The following is a 25,190-nucleotide window of genomic DNA, read 5'->3' as shown; positions in this document are numbered from 1 at the left end:
AGGTGATTATATATTTGTGCCGAATGTAGAGGGTACTACAAGAGTTTTCCATTATCTATCGAATTAGTTAGTCATGATTACGGACAGGGGATTTTGGCGTGTTTGATTCTATCAGAAAGTAAAGTATGGGGAGGATCACAATGTCGATGAAAAAACGTAAGTGGCTAAAGACAATGTTTACTGGTTGTGTTTTAGGTTCGTTATTAATAACGGCAGCTTGTTCAGGAAAGAAAACAAGTACAGAGGATGAAAAAACGATTAAGGTAGGAGTTCTTGCTTCTTTAACAGGACCGCTAGAATCGTATGGAAAACAAACAGTGAACGGATTTGAATTAGGGTTAGACTATGCAACTGGTGGAACTGGGAAAGTAGATGGGAAAAAGATTAAGTTTGTTGTAGAAGATACAGAAACGAAAGCGGATGTAGCAGTTAAAAAAGCTACGAAGTTATTAGAAGAAGAGAAAGTTGATTTTTTAGTTGGATCGTCTAGTTCAAGTGATACGTTAGCGGTTTTACCACTGGCCGGGGAATATGAAAAGATTATGGTTGTAGAACCGGCAGTTGCGGATAGTATTACCGGGAAGAACTGGAATAAATATATTTTTAGAACTGGAAGAAGTTCCTCACAAGATGCGATTGCAGGAGCAGCAGCAATTGCGAAAAAAGATGTAAAGATTGCGACATTTGCCCCAGATAACGCTTTTGGTCGTGAAGGGATTGCTGCATTTAAAGCGGGTGCGAAAAAATTAGGTGCGAACATTGTGAATGAGCAATACGCGGATACAAATTCAACAGATTTTACAGCGAATATTCAAAATATCATTAGTTCAAAACCAGATTATTTATTTATCGTTTGGGCAGGGGCAAATTCACCTTGGAAACAGTTGAAAGATATGAATGTGGAAGCGCAAGGTATTAAAATTTCTACAGGTGCGCCAGATATACCAGCATTAAAAACAATGGATGCATTAGTAGGTATGCAAGGTTTTTCTGTATATTATCACACACTTCCAAAAAATAAAGTGAATGATTGGCTAGTTGAAGAGCATAAAAAACGTTTTAATGGTGCAGTGCCAGATTTGTTTACAGCGGGAGGAATGTCGGCAGCAATTTCTATTGTAGAAGCCTTAAAGAAAACAAAAGGTGATACAGATGTAGATACATTGATTAAGAAAATGGAAGGAATGGAATTTGATACACCGAAAGGAAAGATGAAGTTTAGAGAGAAGGACCACCAAGCGATGCAGACGTTGTATTCTATCACATTGAAAAAGCAAGATGGTGTTGATTATCCGGTGCCAGTGTTAGAGCGAGAATTAACGATGAAAGAAACAGAACCACCAGTTCAAAATAAATAGACTGAATTTTCTGTTGTTTTTGTATAAAGAGGGGGGGACCCTCTTTATACATATTTCTTTCATACTCACGGCTTTAAAGGGAGGGATTTCGTGACACATTTGCTAGAGACGAAAAATCTTAGCGTATCTTTTGGTGAACATCATGTTATTAAAGATGTAAATTTAACTGTCCAAAAAGGAAAGCTCATTTCTATTATCGGGCCAAATGGTGCGGGGAAGACAACATTATTTAATTTACTAAGTGGACAGATTTTACCTACAACAGGTGAAGTGTATTTTAAAGGGCAAGATATTACAAAACTATCGATTTCAGATCGAACACGCTTAGGAATCGGTCGCTCTTTTCAGCTTACAAACATATTCCCAGAATTAACGGTACTTGAAAATGTCCGTTTAAGTGTTCAATCATTCGTACAAGATTACTATAGTTTTTTCCCGAGTTCAGCAAAATTAAAGCAACAAGTTGGAGAGGCGAGACGTTTCTTAAAAACAGTATTACTTCACGAGAAAGAGAACGTATTAGCGAAAGATTTGGCACATGGAGAGAAAAGAAAGCTAGAACTTGCGATGTTATTAGCTTTAAAAACGGATGTGTTATTGCTTGATGAGCCGACGGCAGGTATTTCGGTTGAGGAAGTCCCTGCTATATTACAAGTGATTGAAAATATTAAGAAACATCCAGAGAGCACAATTGTACTTATCGAACACAAAATGGATATGATATTAGGTTTGTCAGATCATCTTATCGTTTTATTTCATGGAGAGTTATTGGCTGAAGGATTGCCAGAAGAAATTATGAAAGATGAGCGTGTACAAAGTGCTTATTTAGGGGGATTATATAGTGGCACTATTACAAGTGAATAATATAGAAACGTATTTAGATCAGTTTCATATTTTGCAAGGAGTATCTCTTACTGTTGAGAAAGGGACGATTACTGTACTGTTTGGTAGAAACGGGGCAGGGAAAACAACGACATTACGTTCAGTTATGGGGTTTCACCGGATTGCAGATGGTGAAATTTATTATGATAGTGCAAAAGTAAGTGGATTACCTACACATTTAATTTCAAGGAAAGGAATAGGGTATGTACCAGAAAATCAAGGTATTTTTCATGATTTGACAGTAGAAGAAACATTCGCTCTTGCTAGGGGGAAAGGTGAAGAAGTAGAAGGGAAAATAGAGTGGATGCTGGAACTATTTCCGGATTTAAAGCAGTTTTGGAATAAGAAAAGTGGGCTCTTGAGCGGAGGGCAAAAGCAAATGTTGGCTATTTCAAGAGCGTTTATTAATAGTGATGGATTATTACTTATTGATGAACCGAGCAAAGGGCTATCCCCGATAATGGTGGAGAAATTAATGGTAGCTATTTTGAAGATGAAAGAGAAAACAACAGTTTTACTTGTTGAGCAAAATTTTATGATGGCTAGTCAAATTGGTGATTATTTTTACATTATGGATAACGGACGAATTGTTCATAACGGTTTTATGAATGAATTAAAAAAGGATAAGGAAATGTGTCATAAATATTTAGGAATCTCTTAACATGAATCCGAGGTGAAAAGGATGGATGTGTTAATCAATTTATTTGTAAATGGGATTTCAACAGGGATGCTCATTTTTTTGTTAGCATCAGGTCTTTCACTTATTTTCGGTCTAATGAGCGTTTTAAACTTTGCACACGGTGGTTTATTTGCATGGGGAGCATTTACAGGTGTTTGGTTATTTAATATGACAGGAAGTTATATATTAGCTTTAGTTGGAGCAGTAGCCATGGGAATGTTCCTAGGATTTATTTTAGAAAGGTTTCTTATTAGACCGGTATATGGAAATCATGTTCGACAGCTGCTCGTTACGCTTGGAGGAATGCTCGTTCTTAGTGAGTGTATTAAAATATTTTGGGGGCCAAACCCTATTAGTGCAAAATTACCGTTATGGTTACAAGGAAGTTTTACATTCGGAGGTATTATATTAATTAAATATCGTCTATTTGTTATTTTGATTGGGATAATTATTTACATCGCACTACTACTATTACTCAAAAAGACGAAGATAGGTCTTATGATCCGTGCAGGTGTAATGGATAAAGAAATGGTTCAAGCGCTTGGTATTAATGTAAAAGCGATATTTTCTTTCGTCTTTTTATTAGGAGCAGGGATGGCAGCTTTGGGAGGATTCTTATTAGCGCCGTATTCGGGCGTTATTTTCGCCGAGATGGGCATGCAGTATGCAATTTTAGCTTTTATAGTAGTAATTATCGGTGGATTAGGAAGCGTCCAAGGTTCAGCTATTGCTTCTTTAATTGTCGGATTAGCTGGTGCTTTTACAGCGTATTTTATACCAGATTTATCACTTGCAATTAATATGTTAATGTTACTATTTTTCTTAATAGTGAAGCCAACTGGACTTGTTGGTGAAAAGGGGTGAAATGGTGAACAACACATCGGACCGAATTAAAGTATACTTTGGAGTATGTATGCTCATTTGTTTAAGTGTATTTCCGTTCGTAAATGATTCAAGGAGCCTGTTAATTTTGTTCACTCAAATCTTCATCTTTGCTATTTTTGCAATGAGTTTTGATGTATTGCTTGGGTATACAGGAATTGTATCGTTCGGTCATTGTATGTTCTTTGGGATAGGAGCATATGGGGTAGCGCTTTTATTTGATCGACAAGGCGTATCAATAACGAACTTTTTAATTGGAATAGTAGCTGCAATTATCATTTCAGCAATCGTTAGTTATATAATTGGTTTACTTTCTTTACGGCTGAAAAGTCATTTTTATGCAATGTTAACACTTGCTATTTCACAGTTGTTTTTCGTCCTTGCTGAAAAATGGCGTGGGCTCACTCACGGAGGAGATGGTTTTACATTTGGGGTACCAGACGTATTCCGTGATCGTTTTACGTTTTATTATGTAACACTTATATGTTTACTTATCATTTTTGTTCTCTTACGTCTTTTCACCAAATCTTCTATTGGAAAAGTATTAAAAGCAATTTCACAAAATGAGCAACGTGTTGAAGCACTAGGATATAAAGTGCTTCATTATAAAATTATTGCTAGCATTGTTGCAGGAGTAGTAGCTGCGATTAGCGGTGGTTTATTTGTGATCACATTGCGTTTTGTTAATACGACTGTATTTTCAATTGAAATGACATTAAATGCATTATTGATGACGATGATTGGTGGGGTTGGAACGTTAATTGGAGCAATTGCAGGAGCTGGAATTATTGAATCCCTAAAATATTATTTATCAGAACTAGCTACAGAGTATCCGATCTTTGAACGATGGACGATTATTCTTGGTTTATTGTACATTATCGTATTGCTAGTTTTCCCGAAAGGATTAGTTGGTACAGTTAAGGGACTGAAGAATATGAAACGGAATAAGAAGGAGAAAAGTGCAGAAGTGGAGCAAAATGTGTGAAAAATCAATTGTATAGAATATGAAAATCCCTCTTTTAGATTCATAAAGGAGGGATTTTTTATTAACCAAATAGTTCATCAGGGATTTGTTTGAAAGAGTTTTGATTTGTAAAAAAATGAACAGCTAATTTCTCAACTGGAACATCTTCAATTGGTACCAATTTATCATTTTTAATTGGCAAAAAGGCTATCCCTTTTCCGTCCTGAATAAACTCTTCCATAAGCGAATAAGAATCTAATTGTTGAAGTTGACGCTGAGATAAATTATTTTCTTTTAGAAATTGTATCGTCTTATTTCTAAAAGGACACTTTTTGTCATTACTAACGAAGAAGAGTTCCTTTGAATAGTCAATGATACATTTTTCTTGATCTTTTAGTAAGCCTATAGAAATTGAAGTAGTAAATACTTTTTTAAAACCTGCACCAGAATCATCCTCATAAGTGATGACCATATCAACTTTTTGTTGCTGCAGTAATTTTGGCAAATGACTACTATTTTCTACATATATTTGATAATTCATGAAATTTTCTTTAATACGCTTACTTAAATAATTAGTCAAAATCGATTGTGACGTCGCGATTATATAAGAAGACCCACTTGTTTTAATTTTATCTTTCGCTTCTTCTAATAGAGTTAATATTTGATTCGTGTAGTCTAATAAAATGTCACCAGAAGGTAATAAGGAAACGCCTTTGTTATCTCTATGTAGTAAAGGCGTTTCTAATTCTTGTTCTAATTTTTTGATTCGCTCAGTTACGTTCGGTTGAACATAACCTAACTCTTTAGCAGCTTTACTAATAGAACCCTCACTGGCTACAGTTTTGAATATAATAAGATCATTTATTTCCATATATCTCAGCCCCTTATGCACTATCATTATAAATGATACCAAACATAATTTATACCTATTTTACGTTAGCTACTTATCGATTTATCATAATGTATATAAGATTGAAAGCGAGTGATAAACATGATTGGAATGCAATATAAGGTCATTTTGCCAAAGGATTATGACATGGAAATTATTAAGAAAAGGGTAAAGGATAATGGTTATAAAACTGATGGTTTCCAAGCACTAAATTTTAAAGCTTATTTAATTACGGAAACGGAGAAAGACGGGAATTTTTATAACTGCTATGCACCTTTATATATTTGGAATGGTCATGAAGGGATGAATAAATTTATCTTTGAAGGGTATTACGATAACATTTTACAATCTTTTGGATGGCAACAAATAAATATAGGTGTTCCATTAGTGGTTAATCTAAGTGATGGATTTAAGAAAAGTAGATATGTTGTTGAATATGCAGGAAGTATTTCTCAAAGTAAAACACTGATTGGGACTCAATTAAAAACGATGAATGAAAATGTACAAAACAACGAAAAGTGTTTAGGGAATGTAATCGTTTATAATCCGGATAAATGGGGGTATAGTAGGTTTAATTTTTATGAAGAGAAGCCTGAAATTGCAGTGAATAAAGGTGTTACAGTATATGAGATTTTACACATTTCACGATGAAATTTTGTTGCATATAAAAAAATAAGAAAAGGAATGAAAATCTATGCCTTTTGTGAAGATTTATTATCCTGAAAACATATTAAATGAAGAAGAGTTGGAAAAAATGGGTGAATGTATCCATCTTTCATTAATTGAACATTTTAACATCCCTGAAAATGATTATTTTCAAATGTTCTTACCCTACCAACAAAACAAATTTTTATATAATCCATATTATTTGTTGGAAAGAGGAGAAAAGAGAACAGAGAATATGATTTATGTTTCTATTACATGTGGACCGGGAAGAACGGTGCAACAGAAAAAAGATTTGTATCAATCGGTATCCTTAAAAATTACGGAATATTCCGGCGTTAAAACCTCGGATATTTTTATTACACTAAATGAGACAGCTGCTGAAAACTGGTCATTTGGTCAAGGAATAGCACAAATGGTGAAAATAAAGGGAGAAAAAAATGAAAAATGAACTTATTGAAGTACATATTAAAAAGAAAATGAGAGAAATGGCACCTGCATTTGCTCATTATAGTGAAAAGATATTATTTGAGGAAGTGTGGCGAGATGCCACTTTAACATTAAGAGAAAGAAGTTTGTGTACTGTGTCAGCACTAATCAGTCTCGGTAATACAGAACAATTACAATTTCATCTGAAGCTAGCTAAACAAAATGGGGTTATGGAGAATGAATTGGTTGCATTAATAACACATATGGCTTTTTACGTTGGTTGGCCAAAAGCTATGGCAGCTTTAAATATAGTAATGAATGAAAGGAAAAGTTAAGAATAATGATAAGTAAGAATTCATGTTTATATGAATTCTTACTTATCATTATTTATGCAATACTCTATCGATATATTTATTACATTTTTTCTTGCTTTTTTATCACTTGCGTAGTAAAGTGATAGTAAGATGAACGCTAGGAAGTGACAAAACATGCGTGATAATACGATAGGATCATTAATATGGTTACGCTTAATACGATTTACGAACCAAAGTAATCAAATGTCAAATGAGTTTTTAAAACGTTTTGATTTAACGACAGCTCAATTTGATGTGCTTTTGCAAATACGTACGTATCAACCACTAACACAAATGGAGTTAGCTGAAAAGGTAACTGTTACACAAGGTGGCATTTCTCGAATGTTAACTCGTCTTGAAAAAGAAGGATATATTGTACGAAAACAAGATTGGAAAACGAAAACAATTAGTCTTACAGAGCAAGGAGAAGCAGCTTTAGAGAGAGCATTGCCAGAGCAACTTGCATTTCAATCTTCGTTTTTTGATGATGTATTAAATGAAGAAGAGCAGAAAATATTATATGAGCTGATGACGAAAGTTCATAAGCATAGTGAGAAAAAAGAATTACCGCAAGAGTAATTTTTTTTACATTATCAATTGACTAATCAAGTGAAGGTGTAGGTAATACGTAGATATACCTGACTTACCAACGTTTTTAGAAAAAAACTAATACTACTTTATTAAAGGGGAGAGTAACTATGGAAAAATACCGTATAGATATAAGAAAAGGAATTGAGTTTGGATTATATTCAATTGGTGATCATGTTTTAAATCCACATAATGGGGAGAAAATTACGCCAGAGAAAAGAATTCACGAACTAATTGATACAGCTAAGTTAGCAGATGAGGCAGGACTTGATGTGTTTGCTGTCGGCGAAAGTCATCAAACACATTTTACAACGCAAGCTCATACAGTTATTTTAGGTGCGGTCGCGCAAGCTACGAAAAATATAAAAATTGCAAGTTCAGCAACGATATTAAGTACATCTGACCCAGTTCGAGTATATGAGGATTTCGCTACAATTGACTTGATTTCTAATGGACGTGCAGAAATTGTGGCTGGTCGTGGATCTCGTATTGGGGGATATAGTTTACTTGGTTATGACGTGAATGATTATGAAGAATTATTCGAAGAGAAGATGGATCTTTTATTAAAAATTAATAACGAGGAACATGTCACATGGAATGGACAGTTCAGAGCACCGCTCGCACATGCATCGGTTATTCCGAGAGCGAAAAATAATAACTTACCAATTTGGCGTGCGGTTGGAGGTCCACCAGCTAGTGCAATTAAAGCAGGACGCGCGGGTGTGCCAATGATGATAACAACACTTGGTGGTCCAGCAATTAACTTTAAAGTGTCAGTAGATGCTTACCGCGAGGCTGCTCAGCAAAGCGGATTTGATTCAGCTAGTTTACCAGTTGCGACAACGAGTTTATTTTATACGGCAAAAAATTCACAAGATGCACTTAGTGAATATTACCCTCACATTAATGCTGGTATGCTTACACTGCGCGGTGGTGGGTATCCGAAACAGCAATTTACAAATGCAATAGATTACCGTGATGCTTTAATGGTTGGTAGCCCACAACAAATCATTGAGAAAATGCTTTACCAATATGAATTATTTGGCCAACAACGTTTTATGGCACAAATTGATTTTGGGGGTGTACCATTTGATAAAATTGAGAAAAACATTGAATTAATTGCTACTGAAATTTTACCAGCCGTTAGAAAACATACAGCAAAATAAATAAAAAACTGAGAGTCTAATCGACTTTCAGTTTTTTTTATTTATTCTGGAAAAATGACAAAAAAATGAACTTTTAGTCGAGGAAGAGGGAAGTTATTTTCTATTTTTGAATAACATTATTTCGAGTTTGAATTTTGAAAATACATTTTTCTCTTGACAAAAAACAAGCGTTTATCGAGGGTAGTTTCGAGGACATTTTTTCGGGTGAAAGTCAAGTGTATGAAGAGAAAAACGATTGTTTTATAGATATAAAAGTAAGAAGTATATTGAAAAAACACATTTTTCTAATGGGAAAAATCTGATTCAAAAAAATGACAAAAGACATATTTCAGACAAAATGATGTCAATAATACGTCAAAAATAACCTGAATTTACTATGCAGGTATATTATACAATTCGATTAACGAATAAAACACTACAGAAATAGTGAAAAGGTAAAAAATAGCATTACAATAGTTTGAAAAACTGAAACTTCATATTTTTCGACAATACATACAAAATGTTTTTGTCTTTTCGTATTTCTTAATAATTGAGTTTGATAAGATTGCTCAATTAACTTTTATTATAAAAACTATGAAGGAAGTGATTTTAGTATGGAAACGCTCGAATTGGCACGAATACAGTTCGCATCAACAACGATTTTCCATTACTTTTTTGTTCCGCTGTCAATTGGTTTAGCTTTTATTATTGCGATCATGCAAACGTTGTATGTGGTAAAAGGGCAAGAAGTATATAAGAAGATGGCAAAGTTTTGGACGCAATTATTCCTTATTAACTTTGCAGTAGGTGTAGTAACAGGTATTTTACAAGAATTCCAGTTTGGTATGAACTGGTCAACGTATTCACGTTTTGTAGGTGATGTATTTGGTCCATCACTTGCGATTGAAGGATTACTGGCATTTTTCATTGAGTCTACATTCCTGGGTTTATGGGTATTCGGTGAGGATAAATTACCGAAGCGAATTCACTTAATGTGTATTTGGCTCCTTTCAATTGGAACGATGTTATCAGCATTCTGGATTTTAACTGCAAGTGCATTTATGCAGTCACCTGTCGGGTATGAAATGGCAGCTGATGGTCGTGCACAAATGAATGATTTCTTAGCCATTATTCAAAACCCACAACTATGGGTACAATTCCCGCATACAATTACAGCAGCAATTGCAACAGGTGCATTCTTTATTGCTGGTGTAAGTGCATGGAAAATTACAAAAGGACAAGAAACTGTAGTATTTAAAAAATCTTTCCGAATTTCTATCATTGTTGGAACAATTACAACGGCGCTTGTATTATTCTTCGGTCATGCACAAGCGCAACAATTAATTAAGACACATCCAATGAAGATGGCGGCAGCTGAAGCGCTATGGAATACAAGTGAGGATCCAGCACCATTTACAGTATTTTCGAAAATTGATACAGAGAAGAAAGAAAATTCGTTTGAAATTCAAATCCCTTATATGCTAAGTCTATTATCGTATGATAAGTTTAGCGGTCAAGTTGAAGGGATGAATCAAATTCAAAAACAATATGAGGAAAAATATGGACCTGGAGATTATATTCCTCCAGTGCATACAATGTTTTGGAGTTTTAGAGCGATGGTAATGAGTGGAACATTCATGCTTCTTCTAGGAGCTTACGGATGGTTCTTATCAAGAAAAGATCGTTTAGCGGAAAAAACGTGGTATTTAAAATTAATGGTGTATGCAATTTCTCTTCCATTCATCGGTAATACAGTAGGGTGGATTATGACTGAAATGGGTCGTCAACCTTGGGTTGTATTTGGTGTAATGAAAACAGAAGATGCTGTATCACCAAATGTAACATTCGGTGAAGTATTATTCTCACTTATTTCATTCACATCAATGTATTTAATTATGGGTGGAATTTGTGTGTACTTATTTGTTCGTACCATTAAGGGCCACAAGAATAAGAAAACGAAAAAGGATTATCAAAGCCATGATCCATTTGATAAGGAGGAAGAGTATGTTATCTCTTAATGAGTTATGGTTTTTAGTTATTGCAATCTTGTTTGTTGGATTCTTCGTACTGGAAGGTTTCGACTTTGGGGTAGGAATGGTTTCGAGGTTTTTAGGAAAGAATGATTTTGAAAAACGAGTTTACTTAAATACAATAGGACCGTTCTGGCACGCGAATGAAGTATGGCTTGTTTGTGCTGGTGGAGCCATGTTTGCGGCATTTCCGCACTGGTATGCAACTTTATTTAGTGGTTTTTATATTCCATTTGTATTTATGCTTCTTGCTTTAATTTTAAGAGGTGTTTCCTTTAAATTTCGTGCGAAAATAGATAATCATAAATGGAAGAGTGCATGGGATTGGGGGATGTTTATTGGAAGTATGTTACCTCCTATCCTTTGGGGAGTTGCGATTGCAAACTTTATGGTAGGTGTACCTATTGATGAGAGTAAAAATGTTGTAGGTGGATTCTTGCAATTACTTCATCCATTTGCGTTACTTGGAGGAGTAATGTTTCTCCTACTATGTATTGTTCACGGATTACAATTTCTTACGATACGTACAACTGGTAAATTGAGAGAACGTGCACGAATTGCTGCAATAAAAATTGCACCATTTTCATTAATTACACTTCTTGTTTTTGCTGGTGTGGGGTTATGGAAAACCGACATTTTCACTGCTCATGGAACAGAATGGATTATGGTACCAATCGGAGCTTTTGTAGCACTATTAGTGTCCACTTTATTAAATAAAAGAAGAAGAGATGGTTGGGCTTTCTTTATGACGAGTTTAACAATCATTTTACTAAGTGCGAGTGTATTTATCGGTATGTTCCCACGTGTTATGATTAGCTCTTTAGGAGCAATGAATGATTTGACAATTTACAACGCAGCATCAGGAGCTTATGCATTAAAACTTATGACTTACTTTGCGATTGCTATTTTGCCTTTCGTTATCGGAAGTCAAATATGGAGTTATTATGTATTTAGACAACCTGTTAAGTCAGACAACGATTTGGAGTACTAATGAAAAGAAAAAGAGGACTTCCGTCTTATCCCGGTAGCCGTATTTTATATGTAGCGTTAACGATTATTAGTATTTTAGAAGCTTTTAGTATTATTGCGCAAACAATCTTTTTAGCACGAGCTATTACGTTTTTATTTCATGGAGAGACAGTACAAACAATATTAAGTGAAATTGTTTATTTTGGTATCGCGTTTGCAGCGCGTCATATAGTAGTTCGAACATCACAAATATTAGTGGAACGTTTTGCTGAAAAAACAGGGTCGTTACTAAGAAAACAACTAGTAGAGGCATATTTCACATTAGGTCCAAGGTATGTTCAAACTGTTGGGACTGGTCATCTGGTTACCTTATCAATTGAAGGGATTGAGAAATTTAAAACATATATTGAATTAACGATTCCTAAAATGATTAGAAGTAGCATCGTTCCAGGTCTAATTGTACTATACGTTTTTACGCTAGATATTGAGTCTGGAATCATTTTAGTTGTAACGATTCCTATCGTGATCATATTTATGATTCTTCTCGGATTAGCAGCGCAAAAAATGGCAGATAGTCAGTACGAGATATATCGTGTACTTTCGAACCATTTTGTAGATACGTTAAAAGGTTTAGAAACATTAAAGTATTTAGGGAAAAGTGAACAGCACGAAGGAAAGATTGAAAAAGTAAGTAAAAGGTATAGAAAAGCAACGATGCGTACTTTGCGAGTTGCTTTTCTTTCTTCTTTTGCATTAGATTTCTTTACGAGTTTATCAATTGCGTTTGTGGCAGTTGGATTAGGGATACGTTTAATAGATGGAACGATTATACTATTACCAGCCCTTACAATTTTGATTTTAGCTCCGGAATATTTTCTGCCGATTAAACAAGTGGGAGCAAATTATCATGCGACATTAGATGGACAAATTGCGATGGAGCAAATAGAAGAGATTTTGCAACAACAAAAAGGAATACAAAAGAAAGATTTAAATGAAGATATAGTATGGAATGCCTCTAGTAGCTTGAAATTACAAGACATCAAAGTTAATAATACTGAATCTGAAAAGGCTATATTAGAAGGAATTAATTTTACTTGGGAAGGTAACGGTGCTATTGGTGTTATTGGTGAAAGTGGTGCAGGCAAATCGACGTTAATCGACGTATTAGCAGGATTTTTAACTCCTTCAGCTGGAAAGATGATTGTAAATGGTGTGGAAATTGACGGGTCTACTCGTGAAGATTGGCAAAAAAATATCGCTTATATTCCGCAGCAACCTTATATTTTTCCGCTTTCATTAAAGGATAACATTCGTTTTTATGAAACAAATGCAACAGATGAAGAAGTTGAAAGAGTTATTAATGAAGTCGGCCTTCGTTCACTCGTTACATCACTTCCAAATGGGATGCACGAAAGAATTGGAGAAGGTGGACGTATGCTAAGTGGCGGACAAGAACAGCGTGTTGCTATGGCGCGTGCGCTTTTAAGTAAAAAACCAATCATTTTATTAGATGAGCCTACGGCACATCTTGATATTGAAACCGAATTTGAAATAAAGCAAGCGATGTTACGTCTATTTAATGGAAAGTTAGTATTTTTAGCAACCCACCGTCTACATTGGATGAAACAAATGGACCATATTCTTATTTTAAATAAAGGGGAAATGAAAGAAAGTGGGACGTATGAAGAACTTTTAGAGAATGAGACATTACATTTTCATAGGGAAGAGAGGGGAGAGAAATGAGTAACTGGGTTAAACCTTATATAAAACAAAATAAAGGTAGAATGACTTTAACTATTTTCCTTGGTCTTCTTGGAGTTAGTTCAGGAGCGATGTTACTTTTTATTTCAGGTTATTTGATCTCAAAATCTGCCCTTAGACCAGAAAATGTAATGGCTGTATATGTTCCTATTGTTGCAACAAGAGCGTTTAGTATAGGGCAAGCTGGATTTCATTATATAGAGCGCTTAGTCGGACATGATGTCGTACTACGTATATTAGAAAAAATGAGAACGAGGCTATATAGAATAGTAGAACCACAGGCGTTATTTTTCCGTTCTCGATTTCAAACGGGTGATATGTTAGGAGTGTTATCCGAAGATATAGAGCATTTGCAAAACCTATATTTACGTACAATATTTCCTAGCATATTAGCGCTAGTTGTTTATAGTATCTTCGTACTTGTTATCGGTGCATTTGATTTTGTTTTTGCACTTATTGTAGGTTGTATGTTAGCTATTATCGTTTTTCTTCTTCCGTTTGTATCATTACTTTTGATGAAGAAACATCATGTTACTTTAAAGCAAGGAAGAAACCGTTTGTATCAACAACTGACAGATGCTGTTTTTGGATTATCTGATTGGCAAGCAAGTGGTCGTAAAGATGAATTTATTAATGAGTATGTAAAACAAAATGATCAGTTGTTAAAAATCGAAAAGAGAGTGAAACGCTGGTATCATATTCGGGACAGTATCATTCAATTAGTAGTAGGTATTGTAGTTATTTCGATGATCATATGGACTGGGAATGAAGCGGCAAGTGAACAAATTGCTCCTACAGTTATCGCAGCTTTCGTATTAATGACTTTATCTGTAACGAACGCGCTTATTCCTATTGCAGATGCCATTGATCGAATACCGTCGTATGTAGAATCTACCCATCGTCTTAATGGCGTAGAAAGTGATAGTGTTTTACATGATGAAACGGATTTGCATGGAGAGAAAGATTATATTGAACCAAAACATGTAGATATTGAACTGAATCACGTATCGTATAGTTATCCAGATAGTAATGAGATTGTATTAAAAGATGTATCATTACAAATAAAAGCAGGGAAGAAAATTGCTATTTTAGGGAGAAGTGGGACAGGGAAATCTACTTTACTAAAATTGTTAACAGGGGCGTTAAGCCCAGTAAATGGCCAAGTTGTACTAAATGGTGAACGAGCTCATACGAATCTTTTATCTAAATATATTTCTGTATTAAATCAAAAGCCGCATTTGTTTGATACGACAATTGGAAATAATGTACGAATTGGCAAACCAGAGGCGACGGATGAAGAGATATGGAAAGCTTTAGAGAAAGCACAATTAGCTTCACATGTTACTTCTCTTCCAGACGGATTACAAACAAAAATGCATGAAATGGGAAAGCGGTTTTCTGGTGGGGAAAGACAAAGGGTTGCTTTTGCTAGAACTCTTATGCAAGAAACACCAATTATTGTACTTGATGAACCGACTATCGGTTTAGATCCAAAAACAGAATTGTCTTTAATTGAAACAATGTTTTCTGCAACGGAAGAAAAGACTGTTATTTGGATTACGCACCATCTTGTAGGAATAGAACATGTAGACGAAGTTATATTCCTTGATCGTGGCCAAATTGTCATGCAAGGTAGTCATAAACAACTTCTGAAAGAAAATGAAAAGTATCGTAAACTTTATGAGTTAGATAAAGGAATATAATTTGAATAAGCAATAATTGTAAAAATAGCTACGCCTAATGGTGGAGCTATTTTTTTTGTTAGATTGCAGGTGTATATGATTGTTACGAATTAAAAATGAATTTCATATTATACATATAATGGAGGGGATGTACATGAAGGAACAATATAAAATCATTGTTTTAAGTGATGAATTATCAGGGGATAGGATTCGAAATACGTTAGACAAAAATAAATGTAAAACAATAGTTCATGTTGTGGACGTTTCAGATGTTGTTCGTCTAGAAAGTTCTTTTCAATATATAGTCATTTGGAGAGGGGACGCAGAAAAACTTACAAATGACTTGATAAATAGGGGCGTGCAAAGTTCAAAAATTATTAATTTAACAAAATACATGTATGAATGGAAGGATAAATTAATTTCTATCTATCAAATAAATCCGGATCTTATGTCTTTATACATTTCTATGAAAAAAGCAAAGAGTGATCCGACGTATGAATTGTTTGCTACCGGTTTGTCTTATCCGCATTGTGGCATAAGTACGGAGCTTCTCTCAAAAAAGTCAATAAAATTAACACTTCCATCGCAAGATCTATACTATGATTATTTAATAGCGTCACAACTTTTATCAAACAATCATTCATTTCAATATTGTTTAATAGGAATAGCCTATTTCTCGTTTTACTTTGATATGTCGTTATCCTCCGAATCATATAGAATTCACAAAGTATATTATCCATTGTTTCAAGATGGTCATCATACTGTAGTTCACTCTCCTCTACCCACTGATGGATTCTCCCATCTAAATACTCCGAAACCACTTCTTTCTATTTTTAATTTGCATTTTGAATATATTTTATTAGATGAACTAAAAGATGAATCATTGATACTGCCTTGGATAAATGCTGAGTGGAATACCACTCCTCTTCACATTCCTTTTGAAGAACACGGGAAAATAAGAGCAGCTTCACATGCTAAATTGGCGTATCCTCAAACTTTAGTTGAAAATAAAATAATTTTTAAAAAATATTTAGAATTACTGTTAAAAAATGATATAAAACCATTGATTGTTGTATTCCCAGTTACTTCACATTATTTCAATTGTAGTAGTAAGAAATTAAAAGAAGATTTTTATAAAGTTATAAATGATTTTCAAACTCAATATTCTTTTCAAATTATAGATCTATTTGATTCGCCATTATTTTGTGACGATGATTTTTATGATAGTGATCATATGAATAAAAAAGGTGCAAATAAAATGTCCGCATTATTAAATATGTTTATTCAGGAACGAAAAGTATGATAATTTGTTTCATGTTTGCATAAAAGTATATAGGCTCCATACAGTTAAAGTAATGTGATTTTTGTGTCGCGTATATAAATAATATGCGAAGAGGTGAGAGAGTTAAAATGAGAACTCGTATTGAAAGAACTGAAGAGGTGGTAGAGCAACTTCCGTTGGTAAGTGTATTAATTCCTACGTATAATCGTCCTCGTTACTTTGAAAAGGCGCTATGTAGTGTGTTAGAACAAACGTACCCTAATATAGAAATTATAGTTGGAGATGACAGCACGAATGATGAAACAGAAAAAGTGTTACAAAAATACTTATGTGATCATTCAAATATTATTTATATAAAAAATAGATCAACTCTCGGACAATTTGAAAATGCGCTAATGTTATTTAATGAAGCGAACGGTGAATATATAAATTTTTTAATGGATGATGATGTATTTCATGTGAATAAAATTGAAAAAATGATGAAGTATTTTTTCGATGATTTAGATAATGAAATTAAGCTTGTAACATCTCATCGTCAAGTCATTGATGATAAAGGAAAAGAGCTACGACATATTTATTCGACTGTCCGTTTATTTGAAGAGGATACCATTATAGCGGGAACAGAATTAGGAAATAAGGTAATTGTGGATCAAAAAAATTATATTGGAGAACCGACAACAGTTTTATTTCGTAAAAATGATTTACAAGAACCGTTTGGGATTTTTGATAAGAGGCGGTATTTATGTAACGTAGATATAGCTTCATGGTTATCTTTATTAAGTAAAGGAAAAGCTGTATATATAGCAGAGACACTTAGTTACTTTCGATTACATCCAGATCAACAGTTAAATGAATCTAATAAAATGATGGATGGGTTAGAAGATTTTTCACACAGTATTATAGCAGGAGAACAATATGGTTTCTTATCCACTGAAAAAGAGTTAGACAAAGCGATAACTAATTTTCTAGATTATGCAAGAAGGATAGTTCCATCATCAATATTATATACATTAGACTATTACCAAAAAATTAGAGCGAAGAAAATAAACATAGAAAAGAAAAAACAACATATAAATAATAATTCTTCTTTACCGAAAGTAAGTATACTTATTCCTGCATACAATAGACCTTATTACTTGGAATTAGCACTCAACAGCGCTTTGAATCAAACATATGAAAATATTGAAATTATTATTTCTGACGACAGTACAAATGATGAAGTCAATGCTATGATTCAACCGTACTTACGTGAATATGAGTGTATTACATATGTTAAAAATGAAACGCCGTTAGTTGCCGAAAACTTTAATAAGTGTGTAGAACTTGCGAATGGGGACTATATAAACTTTTTATTAGATGATGATTTATTTCATCATGAAAAGATCGAGAGAATGATGAAATACTTTTTGACGTTAGAAAATATTTCATTTGTGACGTCATATCGTGAACTGATTGATGAGAATGGAGAGATATTACCACCTTCAACATTAAATATGAAAATCGCGAAAGAAACTACACTTTTTGAAGGAAAAGAATTAGGGAATTATATGTTAAAAAACTTGAAAAATGTAGTTGGTGAGCCGACAACTGTTTTGTTTAATCGGAATTTGTTTGACGGGAAGTTTGGATATTTTAAAGGAAAGGCTTATTCCGCTATTAATGACATTGCAACTTGGCTAGATATGATGAGGAAAGGAAAAGTAGTTTATATACATGAACCTCTTAGTTATTTTAGACAGCATAGTGGACAAAATCAAAAACAAATGCATTTTATTTTAATGACAATTGAAGAGTGGATTGAATTAATTATAGATGCATATAATAGTGGGTTTTTAAGCTCCGAAAGTGAGTATAAAGAGAGTTTATCTTATTGTTTAGAAAATGCGGGATTTATAGTTAAGGATGCAGTAAGAAATGGCGAACTAGATCAAATTTATAATGAAAAGATAAAAAAAGGCTTAAACAAGTTAGTTGCTCATATGTTCGAGAAAGAATGTTGTTATTGTCAATATTGCAATCAACAATTTGAAAAATTTTCACCTTGGCCAGCACATTATGATTTTCCGAAATATAAATTTGAAATGTGGAATAAAGATACAGGGATATGTCCAGTTTGTAATTCGATGGATCGTGAAAGATTGTACCGTGCGTACATTGAAACGGAAACGGACTTGTTAAATAGAAAATATACTATGCTTCATATTGCACCTGAAGCAAAGTTAAGAGATTGGTTTAACGAGTATAAAAATATTACGTATGTATGTGGTGACTTAGAACCAAAGGATCCATTAATGAAGGAAATTGATGTTACAAGGATTACATATGATAGTAATACTTTTGATGTAATAGTATGTAGCCATGTGTTAGAACACGTTCCTGATGATGACAAAGCAATGCGAGAGTTATATAGAGTGTTAAAGCCAAATGGATGGGGAATTATTCAAGTACCGATCGTAATGAATGTAGATTTTATTATAGAGAATGAATTAATTGTAACACCACAATTGAGGAAATTAGCTTTTGGTCAAGAAGATCATGTGAGAATTTACAATCAATCGGGATTTATTCAACGATTAATGAATGCAGGATTTAAGGTAGAATTATATAACATAGCGGAAAAACAAGGAATGAAAAGTGCTAGGAAATTTGGATTATCTGAAACAGATATGCTCTATATTGTCCGAAAATGATAGGAAGGAATAGATAGATATGGAGAGTATTCCTTTTTTACGTGCTTCAACTGTACCTGTAAGTGAGTATTTGGATGAATTGAAGGAAATTGATACATCTCACATATATACGAATTATGGACCTATAAATCAACGTTTTGAGGAAACAATTATGTCGTCATTTTTTCAAAACAGGGGAGCTGTTACAACAGTAGCAAACGCAACGTTAGGGTTAATGGCGGCTATTCAACTAAAGAAAAGAAGAAAGGGAAAGTATGCTCTCATGCCTAGCTTTACATTCCCTGCGACTGCCTTAGCCGCTATTTGGTGTGGATTGGAACCTTACTTTATTGATATTTCAATAGATGATTGGTATATGGATAAAACCGTACTTTTGCATAAGATAGAAGAATTAAAAGAAGAGGTTGCGATTGTTGTCCCGTACGCCACTTTTGGATCATGGATGAACTTAGAAGAATATGAAGAATTAGAGAAGAAGGGGATTCCGGTTGTCGTAGATGCGGCGCCGGGATTTGGTTTAATGAATGGAGGAATGCATTACGGTCAAGATTTTAGTGGAATGATCGTATATAGCTTTCATGCAACAAAGCCTTTCGGAATTGGTGAAGGAGGGCTCATATATAGTAAAAACGAAGAAGATATACAACGTATTAAAAGAATGGGGAATTTCGGATTTGATAGAAATCGTGAATGCACGATGATGGGGTTTAATTGTAAAATGTCTGAATACGCAGCAGCTATTGGGATTGCGACTATAAAAAAGTGGGATCAAAAATTAAAAGAACGCACTCGTATTTCTGAATGGTATAAACAGTTGTTACAAAATACTGGGTTAATGAAAAAAGGGTGGAAAGTCCAAAAGACAGAAGCAGTTATTCACCAATTTATGCCTATCATTTGTCCAGAAGAAGTTCGCAACATACAAGTAATAGAAGAACTGAAAAAACAGAAAATAGAAGCTAGATTATACTTTTCACCATCTTGCCACCAACAAGTTCTTTTTAAAAACTATAAGTCTACAGATTTAACAAAGACGAATAAAATAGCAAAACGAATCGTAAGTTTACCTTTATGGGAAGGAATGACGAAAGAACTAGTAGAGCAAATTGTAATCTGTTTAGAGCAGAAGGTGGTGTCGGTAGATGAATAGTTTTTATAGTCAAGAAGAACTAAAGGAAATTGGATTTTTATCTGTTGGGAAAAATGTATTGGTTAGTAAAAAAGCAAGTATATATAATCCGAGTGCTATATCAGTTGGCAATCATGTAAGAATTGATGATTTTTGCATTTTAAGTGGTAAAATCACAATTGGAAGTTATTCGCACATATCAGCGTATACAGCGTTATATGGAGGGGAAGTTGGGATTGAAATGCATGATTTTGCAAACATCTCAGCTAAAACAATCGTATATGCAGTACTTGATGATTTCAGTGGAAATACATTAATGGGGCCAACCGTCCCGAATCAATATAGGAATGTGAAAGCAGAAAAAGTTATTTTAAAAAAACATGTGATTATTGGTGCTAATTCTATTATTTTTCCAAATGTAATTGTAGGAGAAGGTACGGCAGTCGGCGCGATGAGTATGGTAAAAGAGAGTTTAGATGATTGGTATATTTACGCTGGAGTTCCCGTAAGGAAAGTAAAACCTCGTCAAAAAAAGATGCTAGAGTTAGAAATTGATTTTTTAAAAAGCATTTATTCTTAACAAAAAAGAATGAATGCTTTTTATTTTTATCCCGCTATTTGCCGATAAAGAGTCGACTGGTGAGGGCTAATTAAAGTTTCACTTTATGATAGAGCAGAGTGTATCTTAACTTATTATGTTTTAAATTTTGCTGACCAAGGCAATACTGAGCCATAGTGAATGTAAAGTTGGAGGGCGAGCGTATATGTTTGATGAGGATGGGATTGTTTTAATTATGGAACCAGCTGATGAAAGAAACTTGAGGAGATTTATTTTTTCAGTGCCAAAGTCAGTGTATGAAAAGAAGGGGCTTACATTACACTATGGAACAGCTATAGGACAAGGGTATATGGATATAATTGAAGATATTATAAGCGTACATATAGAAATAGATGTTGTAACGATAATAGGGCATGTAAGAGGGTAAATAGCTATTTGAAAAAGGTTATAAACAATTTAGCTAGAAGTTATGTATAGAGAAAATTACAGACAATTATAAGAACGAAGGGGGTCTAAAATGAAAATAAAATCAATTGTATTAGTATTCATAGTTTCAATTGGTTTAATGGGATGTTCAATAGTGGAAGAAGGAAAGAACTCCATAGATTATGCTCAAAAGGCGACAGACTATGTAAATGAAATAAGTGCATTTGCAAATGATGCACCAGCATTAGCAGAAAAGGCCGTTAATGATAGCGAGGCTCGAAAAGAATTAGAAACGAAGCTTAGTGAAATTAAACAAGATATACCCGCATTCAATGAATTAACGCCACCTGATGTAGCAAAGGATCTTCATCAACAAATCGTCGGATATAACGAAAAGTTAAATACGTTAATTGATACGGCGAAGACAAAGATAGAAGAAGGCAAAGTGGATGTAGAGCAATTTAAAAGCTCTGAGCTTATGCAGACGGTAGATCAAGTTCGAGATTTGAAAGATAAAGTGCAAAATTTAGGTCAATAGTAAAAAGCTCCGTTTGTGATAAACGGAGCTTTTTACTATTGGATACAATAAACGATTACACCAACGATAATAATCATGTTGCCGATGAGTTTACGTTTCGTTATTTTTTCTCCTAGGAAATACCAACCAAAAATTAATATGATGATATAACTTAAGGATTCTAATGCTGATGCTTGTTTTAATGCCATGCCCTTCATGGCGATAACATTTAATCCGGCGTTAATTACAAATAAAGAGTAGCCGATAATAACATAAGGATTCACATATTCTTTTATTCTAGAATCGTATTGTTGCAAAGTAGCTTTTTTTAATAATATTTGTGAGTAATTAGCTAAAATTATCCCGAAAATAAATAATAACATATAACTATTCATCTTTTGTCACCACCACAATTCCGACGATAATAATAGCCGCACCAAGTAAATGATTCCACTGAATCGTATCTCCAAATAGAAATACTGACCAAAGCATTGACCATAGTATAATAATTCCGCGATGTGAATATGCTTTTGAAATTTCGAAATGTTTAATTACTTGTTGCCATAAAATTGCATATCCGAATAAAAGTATAACTAGTCCGAAATAAGCAACAAAAAATGAGATGGAAGCAATGGGGAATTTAGCTGCCCATTTCATGTAAACCATAATGATAGAATATATCAAAAAAGCTACATGTAAAAATACGTAATTTTTAATAGTTGGTTTCATTTATTCACTCTCTTTTGCATATAAATATATATTTATACCTAATTTTTCTAATGATATATATTGGAACGTATTTTGTTTAACCTTTCACATTCCAAATTACATAGTATCATGGCTTTTATTGTAAAACAATAGAAGCTATGCATTCATTTTTTCCAAGGTTCTACAATATGTATCGATTTATTTGTTGCATCCAACTCTACTTGAACACCGATAGGTATGGTAATCATTGGATGTGTATGACAACAATCGAAGTCAGCTAGAAAAGGAATTCTTTGATTTTGAAGTACTTCTAATAGTATTTCAAAAGGTTTTCGATTGGTACCACAATCATCAAATTGCTCGTGTTTTCCAAGAATAATACCTGAAATTTTATCGAATACACCGTTAATTTTAAGTAATGAAAAGCTTCTTTCAATAGTAGCTGCATCTTTTGAACTGTCCTCAATAAAGAGAATGTCGCCTTTTTGAATATGTGGCATATAGGGACTACCAAAAATTCCTTGTATCGTATTTAAATTCCCGCCAATAATACGCCCAGTAGCTTTTCCATCAATTACTGAAATCCAATCGTTTGGTCGAAGTTCTTTCTCCTTCGTCTTTTCTTCCCAATTAATAAATTCATCTGACCAAAATAATGGTTGTTTTATATGATAAGGAAGAGAATGATCATGTAGTAAAGTTTCAGCAAAATATTTGTATGTACAATCAACAAAAGGTTCAAATTCGCCAAAGGAAGGGACGAGAGCTGGTCCATAAAATGTAGGGATTCCTGTTTTGGCGTAAATTCCTAGTAATAAAGCAGTTGCATCTGAATACCCAATCATTATTTTAGGGTTCTTTAGAAAAGCATCATAATCAATATAAGGTAATATTGAATTTGAATTCATCCCACCAATTGTTGACATAATACAAGAAATATTAGGATTTCTTATTAAGACATTTAGCTCCTCAGCACGCTCTTGTATACTACCAGAACGATAAAAATCATATCGACCTGTTAATGAACCTTCTAATATATGAAACCCTTTCTGTTGTAAGTAAGATTTTGCTCGTTCAAATCTTTTTGGAGAAGTGTAGGTTACTGGTGAAGAAGGGGAGTAGATCCCAATTGTGTCTCCGTATTTTAATGATTTTGGAAGTAGCATTTGTATGAATCCCTTCTATTAAATAGTTTATCTCGCTATTTGACGGGTAGCCCGATTGGGGGGCTGATTAAAGTTTCGCTTTATTTACGAGATTTTATTATTGAATATTCTTACGTTTCAATATTGTAAGTTTAACATAAATAAATTAAAATAATCATTGCTGTATATGAATAAATATACCTTTTACCTTGACTATATAAAGGAATTGTTGTTAAGGTTAAATATGAGTGTATAAAAGGTTTGCTAAAGGAGTTTTGAAATGAATCGGTTAAAATGGGGAAGGATGACAGTCCTATTAGTTATTATTTTAGGGATATGTTGGTTCTTATTCCAAGGAAATCAAAAGAGCATAGCGAATGTAGAGGGACAACCTTTGCAAGTGGCAGAACTACCTAAAGCAGGATTTACTGAAAAAGTAGTCCCGCCAAAGTACATCCCACCAGAAATTAACGCAAAAGCAGCTATGATTATCGATGCGAGTGATGGAGATATTATTTATCAATATAATGAAAATGAAGCTTTTGCACCGGCTAGTATGTCTAAGATGATGACAGCGTATCTCTTACTAGAGAGTATACATAACGGGAAAGTTCGCTGGGAAGATCCAGTAAAAATGAGTGCGAAGGCGGCACAAACAGAAGGAGCGAGAATCCCAGTACAAGTTAATGACACATTAACTGTTAAAGATTTATATCATGCATTAATGATTGAGTCAGCTAATAATTCGGCTGTGGCCTTAGCAGAACATATGGCAAAATCGGAGAAAGATTTCGTTCAGCTTATGGATGCAAAAGCGAAACAGTTAAAAATGTCGGAACATGCTAAATTTGCAAATGCTTCTGGATTACAAGAGCCAGATGGAAGTGAAACAAAAATGACGGCTGCTGATGTAGCGCAATTGGCGTATCATCTTATAAAAGATTATCCGGAAATATTAGAAGTGACTCACTTACGTCAAAGTCAGCTAGCATTTAATAATATTAATGTTATAAGCACAAACGACATGTTAAACAAAAATAATAAAAGTTTATATATAGAAGGAATGGACGGACTAAAGACTGGATTTACAGATAGCGCAGGATACTGTTTTACTGGGACTGCAAAGCAAGGTGATAATCGAATTATTACAGTGGTCATGGGGACATCAAGTAAAACAAAACGTTTTACAGAGACAAATAAGTTAATGTCGTATGCATTTGGATTAGTTAATTAAGTAAGTAAAATACGAATCTAGATCGCTACATAAGTAAGACTGTTTGTTGTTACTAATTTTAGATAACAACAAACAGTCTTTTTATTTTTATTTTAAAAAGGAAAAAGCTTCTAAATATAAGTGTTATTATTTGAGTTTGTTTGTTGCTGTGATATTATAAAGTTATAAGCTTATTAATAATAAGTTTGAGGGGCGTAATATGATATATACATATGAAATAGCCTCA

At 33.8% G+C, this 25,190-nt stretch carries 25 protein-coding genes; 21 read left to right on the top strand and 4 right to left on the bottom strand.

All coding sequences use genetic code 11. From position 1 onward, the window contains the following. Positions 1–140: 140 nt before the first annotated feature. The 5 genes from ACTFR8_RS04940 to ACTFR8_RS04920 all read left to right on the top strand — a co-directional run bounded on the left by ACTFR8_RS04940 (position 141) and on the right by ACTFR8_RS04920 (position 4,786). Positions 141–1,358: a substrate-binding domain-containing protein gene (locus ACTFR8_RS04940; RefSeq protein ID WP_000062000.1), complete on the top strand. Its 1,218-nt coding sequence runs from the start codon at positions 141–143 to the stop codon at positions 1,356–1,358. A 90-nt stretch (positions 1,359–1,448) separates the two neighbouring features. Next, positions 1,449–2,222, top strand: a complete 774-nt coding sequence (locus tag ACTFR8_RS04935) for an ABC transporter ATP-binding protein (protein ID WP_000149321.1) — start codon at positions 1,449–1,451, stop codon at positions 2,220–2,222. Next, positions 2,200–2,901 (top strand): ABC transporter ATP-binding protein, encoded by a 702-nt coding sequence (locus ACTFR8_RS04930; RefSeq protein WP_001196709.1) that lies wholly within the window; start codon positions 2,200–2,202, stop codon positions 2,899–2,901. The genes ACTFR8_RS04935 and ACTFR8_RS04930 overlap by 23 nt, the downstream gene beginning before the upstream one ends. Before the next feature lie 21 nt (positions 2,902–2,922). Beyond that, positions 2,923–3,783: a branched-chain amino acid ABC transporter permease gene (locus tag ACTFR8_RS04925; protein ID WP_000382787.1), complete on the top strand. Its 861-nt coding sequence runs from the start codon at positions 2,923–2,925 to the stop codon at positions 3,781–3,783. A gap of 49 nt (positions 3,784–3,832) precedes the next feature. Then, a complete protein-coding gene (locus ACTFR8_RS04920; RefSeq protein WP_002004900.1) occupies positions 3,833–4,786 on the top strand; it encodes a branched-chain amino acid ABC transporter permease in 954 nt (317 codons plus the stop codon). A 61-nt stretch (positions 4,787–4,847) separates the two neighbouring features. On the opposite strand, the gene ACTFR8_RS04915 is transcribed toward ACTFR8_RS04920, so the two are convergent. After that, the gene (locus ACTFR8_RS04915; RefSeq protein ID WP_000405005.1) at positions 4,848–5,636 is read right to left on the bottom strand and encodes a LysR family transcriptional regulator; all 789 of its coding nucleotides are present in this window, start codon (positions 5,634–5,636) and stop codon (positions 4,848–4,850) included. Between the two features lie 120 nt (positions 5,637–5,756). On the opposite strand from ACTFR8_RS04915, the gene ACTFR8_RS04910 reads away from it, so the two are divergent. From ACTFR8_RS04910 to ACTFR8_RS04840, 15 genes are all read left to right on the top strand, one after another. Continuing rightward, entirely contained in the window at positions 5,757–6,305 is a 549-nt protein-coding gene (locus ACTFR8_RS04910) for a DUF4865 family protein (RefSeq protein ID WP_000579895.1), read from the top strand. Between the two features lie 43 nt (positions 6,306–6,348). Then, positions 6,349–6,768: a tautomerase family protein gene (locus ACTFR8_RS04905; RefSeq protein ID WP_001117234.1), complete on the top strand. Its 420-nt coding sequence runs from the start codon at positions 6,349–6,351 to the stop codon at positions 6,766–6,768. Further along, complete coding sequence (locus tag ACTFR8_RS04900; RefSeq protein ID WP_000787197.1) at positions 6,758–7,081, top strand: carboxymuconolactone decarboxylase family protein; 324 nt, start codon at positions 6,758–6,760, stop codon at positions 7,079–7,081. The genes ACTFR8_RS04905 and ACTFR8_RS04900 overlap by 11 nt, the downstream gene beginning before the upstream one ends. Positions 7,082–7,234: 153 nt before the next feature. Further along, positions 7,235–7,678 carry a MarR family winged helix-turn-helix transcriptional regulator gene (locus ACTFR8_RS04895; protein ID WP_001205523.1) on the top strand — a complete coding sequence of 148 codons (444 nt, stop codon included), beginning with the start codon at positions 7,235–7,237 and terminating at the stop codon, positions 7,676–7,678. Positions 7,679–7,797: 119 nt separating this feature from the next. Then, positions 7,798–8,853, top strand: coding sequence for an LLM class flavin-dependent oxidoreductase (locus tag ACTFR8_RS04890; protein ID WP_000417535.1), 1,056 nt, complete (start codon positions 7,798–7,800; stop codon positions 8,851–8,853). A 593-nt stretch (positions 8,854–9,446) separates the two neighbouring features. Further along, entirely contained in the window at positions 9,447–10,850 is a 1,404-nt protein-coding gene (gene cydA, locus ACTFR8_RS04885) for a cytochrome ubiquinol oxidase subunit I (RefSeq protein WP_000448869.1), read from the top strand. Continuing rightward, complete coding sequence (gene cydB / locus ACTFR8_RS04880) at positions 10,837–11,853, top strand: cytochrome d ubiquinol oxidase subunit II (protein WP_000950083.1); 1,017 nt, start codon at positions 10,837–10,839, stop codon at positions 11,851–11,853. Before cydA ends, cydB begins: the two co-directional genes overlap by 14 nt. Continuing rightward, positions 11,853–13,574: a thiol reductant ABC exporter subunit CydD gene (gene cydD, locus ACTFR8_RS04875; RefSeq protein ID WP_000824028.1), complete on the top strand. Its 1,722-nt coding sequence runs from the start codon at positions 11,853–11,855 to the stop codon at positions 13,572–13,574. The genes cydB and cydD overlap by 1 nt, the downstream gene beginning before the upstream one ends. Then, a complete protein-coding gene (gene cydC, locus ACTFR8_RS04870) occupies positions 13,571–15,295 on the top strand; it encodes a thiol reductant ABC exporter subunit CydC (protein ID WP_252209931.1) in 1,725 nt (574 codons plus the stop codon). Before cydD ends, cydC begins: the two co-directional genes overlap by 4 nt. Before the next feature lie 133 nt (positions 15,296–15,428). Continuing rightward, a complete protein-coding gene (locus ACTFR8_RS04865) occupies positions 15,429–16,577 on the top strand; it encodes a hypothetical protein (protein ID WP_061139432.1) in 1,149 nt (382 codons plus the stop codon). Between the two features lie 107 nt (positions 16,578–16,684). Next, the gene (locus tag ACTFR8_RS04860) at positions 16,685–19,246 is read left to right on the top strand and encodes a glycosyltransferase (protein WP_001260425.1); all 2,562 of its coding nucleotides are present in this window, start codon (positions 16,685–16,687) and stop codon (positions 19,244–19,246) included. A gap of 19 nt (positions 19,247–19,265) precedes the next feature. Next, positions 19,266–20,396 (top strand): DegT/DnrJ/EryC1/StrS aminotransferase family protein, encoded by a 1,131-nt coding sequence (locus ACTFR8_RS04855; RefSeq protein WP_000443946.1) that lies wholly within the window; start codon positions 19,266–19,268, stop codon positions 20,394–20,396. Further along, complete coding sequence (locus tag ACTFR8_RS04850; RefSeq protein ID WP_001084165.1) at positions 20,389–20,955, top strand: acyltransferase; 567 nt, start codon at positions 20,389–20,391, stop codon at positions 20,953–20,955. Before ACTFR8_RS04855 ends, ACTFR8_RS04850 begins: the two co-directional genes overlap by 8 nt. 184 nt (positions 20,956–21,139) lie before the next feature. Next, positions 21,140–21,361, top strand: coding sequence for a hypothetical protein (locus ACTFR8_RS04845; protein ID WP_000459099.1), 222 nt, complete (start codon positions 21,140–21,142; stop codon positions 21,359–21,361). 90 nt (positions 21,362–21,451) lie between these two features. Beyond that, positions 21,452–21,898, top strand: a complete 447-nt coding sequence (locus tag ACTFR8_RS04840; RefSeq protein WP_000695230.1) for a DUF6376 family protein — start codon at positions 21,452–21,454, stop codon at positions 21,896–21,898. A gap of 35 nt (positions 21,899–21,933) precedes the next feature. On the opposite strand, the gene ACTFR8_RS04835 is transcribed toward ACTFR8_RS04840, so the two are convergent. The 3 genes from ACTFR8_RS04835 to ACTFR8_RS04825 all read right to left on the bottom strand — a co-directional run bounded on the left by ACTFR8_RS04835 (position 21,934) and on the right by ACTFR8_RS04825 (position 23,751). Beyond that, entirely contained in the window at positions 21,934–22,272 is a 339-nt protein-coding gene (locus tag ACTFR8_RS04835; RefSeq protein ID WP_001089868.1) for an EamA family transporter, read from the bottom strand. After that, on the bottom strand, positions 22,265–22,606 hold the full coding sequence (locus ACTFR8_RS04830) for an EamA family transporter (RefSeq protein ID WP_000805125.1): 342 nt from the start codon (positions 22,604–22,606) through the stop codon (positions 22,265–22,267). The genes ACTFR8_RS04835 and ACTFR8_RS04830 overlap by 8 nt, the downstream gene beginning before the upstream one ends. Before the next feature lie 143 nt (positions 22,607–22,749). Continuing rightward, positions 22,750–23,751 carry a S66 family peptidase gene (locus ACTFR8_RS04825; protein WP_000926321.1) on the bottom strand — a complete coding sequence of 334 codons (1,002 nt, stop codon included), beginning with the start codon at positions 23,749–23,751 and terminating at the stop codon, positions 22,750–22,752. A 259-nt stretch (positions 23,752–24,010) separates the two neighbouring features. On the opposite strand from ACTFR8_RS04825, the gene ACTFR8_RS04820 reads away from it, so the two are divergent. Next, positions 24,011–24,964, top strand: coding sequence for a D-alanyl-D-alanine carboxypeptidase family protein (locus ACTFR8_RS04820; protein WP_001080870.1), 954 nt, complete (start codon positions 24,011–24,013; stop codon positions 24,962–24,964). The last annotated feature ends 226 nt before the right edge of the window (positions 24,965–25,190 follow it).

The organism is Bacillus cereus group sp. MYBK15-3 (assembly GCF_051916765.1).
In the GTDB taxonomy this organism is placed as follows: domain Bacteria; phylum Bacillota; class Bacilli; order Bacillales; family Bacillaceae_G; genus Bacillus_A; species Bacillus_A cereus.
The sequence above is the reverse complement of the archived record's forward strand: the minus strand, read 5'-3'. Positions and strand labels throughout refer to the sequence as shown.

What these genes read in the sequence shown, in the direction of transcription:
- ACTFR8_RS04940 (WP_000062000.1), top strand. Translation starts at nt 141, where the DNA reads ATGTCGATGAAAAAACGTAAGTGGCTAAAGACAATGTTTACTGGTTGT.
- ACTFR8_RS04925 (WP_000382787.1), top strand. Translation starts at nt 2,923, where the DNA reads ATGGATGTGTTAATCAATTTATTTGTAAATGGGATTTCAACAGGGATG.
- ACTFR8_RS04920 (WP_002004900.1), top strand. Translation starts at nt 3,833, where the DNA reads ATGCTCATTTGTTTAAGTGTATTTCCGTTCGTAAATGATTCAAGGAGC.
- ACTFR8_RS04915 (WP_000405005.1), bottom strand. Translation starts at nt 5,636, where the DNA reads ATGGAAATAAATGATCTTATTATATTCAAAACTGTAGCCAGTGAGGGT.
- ACTFR8_RS04910 (WP_000579895.1), top strand. Translation starts at nt 5,757, where the DNA reads ATGATTGGAATGCAATATAAGGTCATTTTGCCAAAGGATTATGACATG.
- ACTFR8_RS04905 (WP_001117234.1), top strand. Translation starts at nt 6,349, where the DNA reads ATGCCTTTTGTGAAGATTTATTATCCTGAAAACATATTAAATGAAGAA.
- ACTFR8_RS04900 (WP_000787197.1), top strand. Translation starts at nt 6,758, where the DNA reads ATGAAAAATGAACTTATTGAAGTACATATTAAAAAGAAAATGAGAGAA.
- ACTFR8_RS04895 (WP_001205523.1), top strand. Translation starts at nt 7,235, where the DNA reads ATGCGTGATAATACGATAGGATCATTAATATGGTTACGCTTAATACGA.
- ACTFR8_RS04890 (WP_000417535.1), top strand. Translation starts at nt 7,798, where the DNA reads ATGGAAAAATACCGTATAGATATAAGAAAAGGAATTGAGTTTGGATTA.
- cydA (WP_000448869.1), top strand. Translation starts at nt 9,447, where the DNA reads ATGGAAACGCTCGAATTGGCACGAATACAGTTCGCATCAACAACGATT.
- cydB (WP_000950083.1), top strand. Translation starts at nt 10,837, where the DNA reads ATGTTATCTCTTAATGAGTTATGGTTTTTAGTTATTGCAATCTTGTTT.
- cydD (WP_000824028.1), top strand. Translation starts at nt 11,853, where the DNA reads ATGAAAAGAAAAAGAGGACTTCCGTCTTATCCCGGTAGCCGTATTTTA.
- cydC (WP_252209931.1), top strand. Translation starts at nt 13,571, where the DNA reads ATGAGTAACTGGGTTAAACCTTATATAAAACAAAATAAAGGTAGAATG.
- ACTFR8_RS04865 (WP_061139432.1), top strand. Translation starts at nt 15,429, where the DNA reads ATGAAGGAACAATATAAAATCATTGTTTTAAGTGATGAATTATCAGGG.
- ACTFR8_RS04860 (WP_001260425.1), top strand. Translation starts at nt 16,685, where the DNA reads ATGAGAACTCGTATTGAAAGAACTGAAGAGGTGGTAGAGCAACTTCCG.
- ACTFR8_RS04855 (WP_000443946.1), top strand. Translation starts at nt 19,266, where the DNA reads ATGGAGAGTATTCCTTTTTTACGTGCTTCAACTGTACCTGTAAGTGAG.
- ACTFR8_RS04850 (WP_001084165.1), top strand. Translation starts at nt 20,389, where the DNA reads ATGAATAGTTTTTATAGTCAAGAAGAACTAAAGGAAATTGGATTTTTA.
- ACTFR8_RS04845 (WP_000459099.1), top strand. Translation starts at nt 21,140, where the DNA reads ATGTTTGATGAGGATGGGATTGTTTTAATTATGGAACCAGCTGATGAA.
- ACTFR8_RS04840 (WP_000695230.1), top strand. Translation starts at nt 21,452, where the DNA reads ATGAAAATAAAATCAATTGTATTAGTATTCATAGTTTCAATTGGTTTA.
- ACTFR8_RS04835 (WP_001089868.1), bottom strand. Translation starts at nt 22,272, where the DNA reads ATGAATAGTTATATGTTATTATTTATTTTCGGGATAATTTTAGCTAAT.
- ACTFR8_RS04830 (WP_000805125.1), bottom strand. Translation starts at nt 22,606, where the DNA reads ATGAAACCAACTATTAAAAATTACGTATTTTTACATGTAGCTTTTTTG.
- ACTFR8_RS04825 (WP_000926321.1), bottom strand. Translation starts at nt 23,751, where the DNA reads ATGCTACTTCCAAAATCATTAAAATACGGAGACACAATTGGGATCTAC.
- ACTFR8_RS04820 (WP_001080870.1), top strand. Translation starts at nt 24,011, where the DNA reads ATGAATCGGTTAAAATGGGGAAGGATGACAGTCCTATTAGTTATTATT.